The sequence below is a fragment of the Castellaniella sp. genome, from assembly GCF_049673105.1.
Lineage (GTDB): Bacteria > Pseudomonadota > Gammaproteobacteria > Burkholderiales > Burkholderiaceae_B > Castellaniella.
The window spans coordinates 70,865-77,900 of record NZ_JBATXG010000017.1; the positions used below are offsets into that span (position 1 = coordinate 70,865).

At 63.4% G+C, this 7,036-nt stretch carries 5 protein-coding genes and 2 tRNA genes; 1 reads left to right on the top strand and 6 read right to left on the bottom strand.

The features are described 5' to 3' along the window. Positions 1 to 37: 37 nt before the first annotated feature. The 6 genes from mnmH to rnr form a co-directional block, all read right to left on the bottom strand. Positions 38 to 1,129 (bottom strand): tRNA 2-selenouridine(34) synthase MnmH, encoded by a 1,092-nt coding sequence (gene mnmH / locus WBF69_RS06475; RefSeq protein ID WP_424262401.1) that lies wholly within the window; start codon positions 1,127 to 1,129, stop codon positions 38 to 40. A 29-nt stretch (positions 1,130 to 1,158) separates the two neighbouring features. Beyond that, positions 1,159 to 1,234, bottom strand: a tRNA-Val gene (locus WBF69_RS06480). A gap of 220 nt (positions 1,235 to 1,454) precedes the next feature. Continuing rightward, positions 1,455 to 1,727 (bottom strand): HU family DNA-binding protein, encoded by a 273-nt coding sequence (locus WBF69_RS06485; protein WP_414244251.1) that lies wholly within the window; start codon positions 1,725 to 1,727, stop codon positions 1,455 to 1,457. A gap of 278 nt (positions 1,728 to 2,005) precedes the next feature. Next, complete coding sequence (locus WBF69_RS06490) at positions 2,006 to 3,244, bottom strand: cystathionine gamma-synthase family protein (RefSeq protein ID WP_424262403.1); 1,239 nt, start codon at positions 3,242 to 3,244, stop codon at positions 2,006 to 2,008. A 35-nt stretch (positions 3,245 to 3,279) separates the two neighbouring features. Then, a complete protein-coding gene (gene rlmB / locus WBF69_RS06495) occupies positions 3,280 to 4,038 on the bottom strand; it encodes a 23S rRNA (guanosine(2251)-2'-O)-methyltransferase RlmB (RefSeq protein ID WP_424262405.1) in 759 nt (252 codons plus the stop codon). A gap of 89 nt (positions 4,039 to 4,127) precedes the next feature. Further along, positions 4,128 to 6,569, bottom strand: a complete 2,442-nt coding sequence (gene rnr / locus WBF69_RS06500; protein WP_424262407.1) for a ribonuclease R — start codon at positions 6,567 to 6,569, stop codon at positions 4,128 to 4,130. Between the two features lie 109 nt (positions 6,570 to 6,678). Between rnr and WBF69_RS06505 the strand changes: the two genes are divergently transcribed. After that, positions 6,679 to 6,763, top strand: a tRNA-Leu gene (locus tag WBF69_RS06505). The last annotated feature ends 273 nt before the right edge of the window (positions 6,764 to 7,036 follow it).

Genomic DNA, 7,036 nt, shown 5'->3' on the forward strand with positions numbered 1-7,036 from the left:
CCTTGTCGGGCGGGCAATCGTGTCGCGGTGGTCGGCGTCAGCCTGCCGGGACTGCATGAACCAGTCCTAGTTGGTCCATGAGCTGGACGGCCTGGCGTTGGCCTTCGGGGGCGGTAGGGTTGTACTCGAATGTGGGGGCTTGCGCCAAGCCCGCGTAGTGGCCTTGGCTGCTGCGTCGGTAAGCCGGGTCGTAATGATCCTGCATCAGGGACTGAAACAGTTCCGCGCGTCGGTCGGCATCGATCAGGGCATGCCAATCCTGGATGGTCTGTCGGCTGTGCAGGCCGACCAGCCGGCCCAGAGTGCGCTTGAAGGCGTCGGGATCGTGGAACAGATGTTCGTAGTCTTGCAGCAGGAATTCGACGCGCTGCGGCAGCGCGGCCTGGATGCGCACGCAGCGCCCGCCGTACATGGCCTGCAGCAGGCTGTCGGGCAGGCTCAGCTGGCCGATGCGGCGACTTTCGGCTTCCAGGAAGACGGGGCGATCGGGATCCAGCGTGTCCAGCGCTTGCAGCAGGGTGGATTCAAAACTGCGCTGGCTGGGCTGCGGCTGAGCCGGCAGGCTGCCCAGCAGCGACCCGCGGTGGCAGGCCAGGCCTTCCAGGTCCAGGATCTGCGCGCCGGCCTGGCCCAGCGCCTGCAGCAGACGGGTCTTGCCCGAACCCGTCGGGCCGGTCAGCACGATGCAGTCGAAGCGGGCGGGATGATTCGTCAGGCGGTCGATTACATGCCGCCGCCAGGTCTTGTAGCCGCCGTCCAGCTGTCGTGCGCGCCAGCCGATCAGGTTGAACCAGGTGGTCATGGCGCCGGATCGCTTGCCGCCGCGCCAGCAGTAGATCAACGGTCGCCAGCTGCGCGGGCGGTCGGCGAACAGAGTTTCCAGATAATCGCCGATGTGCCGGGCGACCAGCGCAGCCCCCAGACGGGTGGCCTTGAAGGGGGATTCCTGGGCATACATGGTGCCGATCAGGACGCGTTCTTCGTTGCTGAGCACCGGGGCGTTGATGGCGCCGGGAATGTGGTCGTCAGCGTATTCCGCCGGCGTGCGCACGTCGATGATTTCGTCGAACTGATTCAGGGATTCCAGGCCGCAGCGCAGCGACCCTGGGGAATGGGCGGGAGGATTCATGCAGGGGATTGTAAATCCGCCATCCGGGATGGTGGGTGCTGAGGGGCTCGAACCCCCGACCTACGCCGTGTAAAGGCGCCGCTCTACCAACTGAGCTAAGCACCCGGATGCGACCGCGACGGTGATGCGAGCGGTCAGGGCGCAATTATATCGGCGACTATGGGACGGGGCAAACCGGAGGGCGTCGGGCGCCGCTAGAAAAAATCCCCCACGTTGCGCAGCCTGGCGGCTGCTTGCTGCCCCACAAGGGGGCGTTTTGCCTGGGGGCGGCCCAGCGGCAAAAAAAAGCCGCCCCGGAGGGCGACCTTTTTTAGACGGGAGTCGATCAGTTGACAGCGTCTTTCAAGGCCTTGCCCGGACGGAATTTCGGCACGCGGGCCTTTTTGATCTTGATCGCTTCGCCGGTGCGCGGGTTGCGGCCGGTGCGGGCGGCGCGTTCGGTCACGGCAAAGGTGCCGAAGCCGACCAGGGTGACCGACCCTTTTTTCTTCAGGGTGGTTTTCACGGCGCCGACAAAGGCTTCCAGAGCGCGACCTACGTCGGCTTTGGAGAGATCGGTCTTGGAGGAAATATGCTCGATCAGCTCAGTCTTGTTCATTTACAAAATACCCCTGAGGTTTATTGTCGCTCGGTGGATAAGCACCGGGTCGTTTGATGGATGTGTCTCGCCATCCGTGCTGGCTGGTGCTGCCTGGGCCGCACTGTCCGTGCGGCGGAACCCGGCCAGCGTTGGTGGCTAAGGCGTATTAAGCCTTCTAATGCCTGGCAGTGTCAAGAGGAAATCGCTGAAGACCCGCGTATTTCCTGACATCTGTTAAAAAACATCAAAAACGATGTGGGGTGCTCTGGAGCCTCTGCGGTGAATGCCCGGCGGGTTCAGGGCTTGGTCAGGGCCTGCGCAAAATCGTCGATTAGATTGGCTTCTTCTTCGATCCCGACGGAGATGCGCAGGAAATTATCCGGGATCCCCATCAGGGCGCGGCGTTCGGCGCCCATTTCATAGTAGATGGTATGGGCCGCTGGCAGCACCAGCGTGCGGTTATCGCCCAGGTGTGTTGCCAGCGCCACGACGCGCAGCCGGTTCAGGATGGCGAAGACATCGGCGTGGTCCTTCAGCACGACGCCCAGCAGCCCGCCGTACTGTCCGCCGAAGAATTCCGTCGCGCGCCGGTGCTGCGGATGATGGTTCAGGCCCGGATACTGCACCCGTTCTACCAGGGGGTGTTCGTTCAGGAATCGGGCCAGGGCCAGAGCATTGCTGCAGATGCGGTCCATGCGCAGGGCGAGGGTCTCGGCGCCGGCTGCCAGGCGATGCGCGACGTCGGAAGACAGGGTGCCGCCCATATCGCGCAGGCCTTTTTTCTTGATCTGCAGCAGGCCCCAGGTGTGGGAATCATCCTTGCGGTACTGCGGGTAGATGTGGGGGAAGTCGGCCCAGTCGTACAGCCCCGTTTGGGTCACGGCGCCGCCCAGGGCATTGCCGTGGCCGCCCAGATGCTTGGACAGGGAATTGACCACCAGCGAGGCGCCGAAATCGCGCCCCGGACGCAGGTAGGGAGAAGACAGGGTGCTGTCGACGACGTAGACCAGCTTGTACGTCTGGCATAGATCGCCGATGGCGGCCAGGTCGGCGACCTGGGTGCCGGGGTTGGCGATGGTTTCCACGAATACCATACGGGTGTTGGGACGCAGGGCGTCTTGCACCTGGGAGACGTCCGTGGCATCGACCAGCGTCAATTCGACGCCGAAATTTTCCAGCGTCATCAGCAGGCTGTTGGTGTTGCCGAAGATGTATTTGCTGGCGATCAGGTGGTCGCCGTGGCGCAGCAGCGCGAAGAACACGGCGTTCAGAGCCGCCATGCCGGTGGCAAAGCTGACCGTGCCGATGCCTTGCTCCATGGCCGTGACCTGTTCTTCCAGGGCGGCGGTGGTCGGCGTGCCCGTGCGTCCGTAGGTATAGCCTTTCTTGCGGTTCTGGAAGACCGCCGCCAGGTCGTGCGCGTCGTGGTAGGTATATTCCGTCGAGGGGTGGACGGCGGCGTGCACCGCGCCGTGTTCGGAATCGGCACGGTGGCCGTAGTGGACGATCTGGGTCGTGAAGCCGGTATTGGACATGGTGGCGTGGGAGAGACGGAAAAGGGGCTGTAGGATTATGCGCCGACTGGCAGCAGGCGCTGGCGGACGGTCTCGTACAGGCAGACGGCGCTGGCAACGCTGACGTTCAGGCTTTCGACCGATCCCTGCATGGGGATGGACACGAGCTCGTCGCAGGTTTCGCGGGTCAGGCGACGCATGCCTTCGCCTTCGGCGCCCATGACCCAGGCCATGGGGCGGCGGGCATCGACCTGATGCATGCTGTGCGTGGCGGTGTCATCCGTGCCTACCAGCCAGACGTCGCGTTCGCGCAGGGCGCGCAGGGTGCGGGCCAGATTGGTGACCATCAGGTAGGGGACGGTATCCGCGCCGCCGCAGGCGACGCGCTGCACCGTCGTGTTCAGGCCGACGGCCCGGTCCTTGGGCGCGATCACGGCGTGCACCCCGGCGGCATCCGCTGTGCGCAGGCAAGCGCCCAGATTGTGGGGGTCGGTGACGCCGTCCAGGACCAGCAGCAAGGCGGATTCCCCACGGTCCTCCAGTTCGTCCAGCACTTCGTCGACGGAAATGGCTAGCGGTCGGGCCTGAGCCAAGGCGACGATGCCCTGATGACGCACACCGCGCGCCAGGCCGTCCAGGCGCTGGGCATCGGCGGCATGCCAGCGCACGTCGGCGGATTCCAGTTGCTGGATGCAGCGCTGCATGCGGGCATCCTGGCGGCTGGTGTCCAGATAGACGTCGCGGATCGAATCGGGGGCGTGGCGCAGCCGCGCTTGCACGGCGTGGAACCCGGCCAAAATCTGTTGGGATGACATGGTCTTCCTGAAGCACGGTGAAGGGGACCCGCGCCAAAGGCGCGGGTCATGCCCGTCATTGTAGTGCGGGTGCTGCGGGGTATACCGTATCAGCTGCGTCGTTTGCGCGGGGTGTCCTGGCGCGCGGCGCGCTTGGCCTCGGCGCGACGCTGATGGGCGGTGGTGCCGCGCAATGCCGCAGGCTTGGCGCCGGCGGCCTTTTTGTAGGGCCGTGATGCGCCGGTGCGCGAATCGCCGTCGATTTCGGCCTGCAGGGATTTGAAGTCTTCCCCCCGCACCGGGCGGAAATCGATGCGGCGGGCTTCCAGATCCACGCGGGACACCTGCACCTGCAGGGCGTCGCCCAACTGGTAGCGGAAGCCCGAACGTTCGCCGCGCAGTTCGTTCAGGGCCTCGTTGTACTGGAAGTAGTCGCCACCCAGTTCGGAGATGTGCACCAGGCCTTCCACGTACAGCGTTTCCAGCGTGACGAACACCCCGAAGCTGGTGACGCCGGTGATGCGGCCACTGAAGACTTCGCCGACGTGTTCGCGCACGAACCAGCATTTCAGCCAGGCCTGGACATCGCGGGAGGCATCGTCGGCGCGGCGTTCCCGGGCCGACAGCAAGGCGCCCAACGAGTCCCAGGCGTCCTGTTCGCGGATTTTGGCCGGCAGGGCGGGATTGGCGGGCTCGCCTGGCAGGACGGGTGGCAGGTAACGCTGTTTGTGCAGAATGCCGCGGATGACGCGATGCACCAGCAGATCCGGGTAGCGCCGGATAGGCGATGTGAAATGCGCGTAGTGTTCGTAGGACAGGCCGAAGTGGCCGGTCTGTTCGGGGCTGTAGATGGCCTGCTGCATGGAGCGCAGGCACAGGGTCTGGATAGTTTCGAAATCCGGCCTGGCGCGGCTTTCCTGAATCAGTTTGGCGTAATCGCTGGTTTGCGGATCATCGCCCCCGCCCAGGCTCAGGCCCATGAGACGCAGGGTTTCACGCAGCGCCTGCAGCTTTTCGGGCGTGGGGCCGTCATGCACGCGAAACAGCGCCTGGCGTTTGTTGCGCACGATGAAATCGGCGGCGCAGGTGTTGGCGGCCAGCATGCATTCTTCGATGAGCTTGTGGGCGTCGTTGCGGGTGTAGGGCTCGATCTTTTCGATGCGCCCCAGCGGGTTGCAGACGATGCGCGTTTCTACGGTGTCGAAATCGATGGCGCCGCGCGCCTGGCGAGCCTTGGCAAAGGCCTGGAACAGTTCGTAGGCCGTCTGCACGTGCGGGTACAGATCCCCCAGGTTTTGCGCCGCCGGGCCTTTGGGTTGCTGCAGCGCAGCCCAGATGTCGGTGTAAGTCGTGCGAGCATGCGAATGGATGACGGCTTCGTAGAACTGATAGGCCGCCACGGTGCCGGCTTTGGCGCCGCCTGCCGGGATCACCATGTCGCAGACCATCACCAGCCGGTCTGCATCCGGATTCAGCGAGCAGATACCGTTGGACAGGGCTTCGGGCAGCATGGGGATCACGCGGCGCGGGAAGTACACGCTGGTGCCGCGATCCAGGGCATCGTCGTCCAGGGCGGAGCCTGGCTGCACATAGTGACTGACGTCGGCGATGGCCACCAGCAGTCGCCAACCGGGACGGGCGCGCTTGGCCGTACCCAGATCCGCGTCCATGCAGAACACGGCGTCGTCGAAATCGCGGGCGTCCTCGCCGTCGATGGTGATGAAGGGTACGTCGCGCAGGTCGACGCGCCCGGCGTATTCGCCTTCGCGCACATGGTCTGGGATGGATTCGAGCTGCCGCAGCGTGGCTTTGGAAAAATCCACCGGCACGTCGAATTTGCGCACGGCGATTTCGATTTCCATGCCGGGGTCATCGATTTCACCCAGGACTTCGGTGACGCGGCCCTGCGGCTGGATGTGGCTGGCCGGCTGGCGCAGGATCTGCACCGTGACGACCTGGCCGGGTTCGGCGCCGCCCGTGTCCTGGGCGGAAATCAGAATGTCGTGCTTGATGCGCTGATCTTCGGGGGCGACGACGAAGGCGCCATGTTCTTTCAGGAACCGGCCCACCAGTTTGACGGTGCGGCGTTCCAGGACCTCGACGATGGCGCCTTCGGGACGTCCACGGTATTCGCCGCTGAGCCTGACCCGTACGCGGTCGCCGTGCAGGATCTTGGCCATTTCATGAGTGGACAGGTACAGGTCGCGGCTGCCGTCATCCGGAATGAGAAAACCGTAGCCATCGCGATGCCCCTGGACGGTGCCGGTGATGAAATCCGTGTTGTTGCATATTTGCAACCTTCCCTGGGCGTTGAAGCGCACCTGCCCGTCGCGTTCCATGGCCTTGACGCGGCGGATGAAACCTGTGGACAGGGGAATGGAGGCGTGGGTGGTATCGGCCAGGGCTTCCAGCGACAGCGGCTTGTTCGCGTGACGCAGGGCATCCAGCAGCTGTTCGCGGCTGGGGACTTTAGGGTCGAAATCAGAGGGCAGGTCCGTGGCGGGCATGAGAGAACCGTCGTGGTTATTGTCGTTGTTGGTTCGTTTTTTCAAAGGCTGTTTGCATCCCAAAAAAATGTATTGTATAGTTCTGACTTCGCTGAAACGCAGCAGTAAAAATGCAGTGTTTTCAACGAAAGCAATAGCATACACGTTATGCCGTGCCCAGGTGGCGGAATTGGTAGACGCGCATGGTTCAGGTCCATGTGCCGCAAGGTGTGGAGGTTCGAGTCCTCTCCTGGGCACCACTTCTTAGTTTTAAGAAGTCCAATTCAGTACGATGTCCTCTGACATCAAAAAGCGAAACCCGCATAGACATTGAGTCTTGCGGGTTTTTTGCGTTCAGCGGGTCGGGTGTTGGCTTATGTATTGTCCAGCAGCGCTGGACGATCTTCGGCTCTACCCCATTAACGGGGGATGGGCATCCATCAGACACGGTTGATGACACCGTTCCAGCCGCATTGAGCCAAGACCCTCATGCGGTAATTCTCAAAGTTTCTGAAGCCGTAGGCCCTACGCGA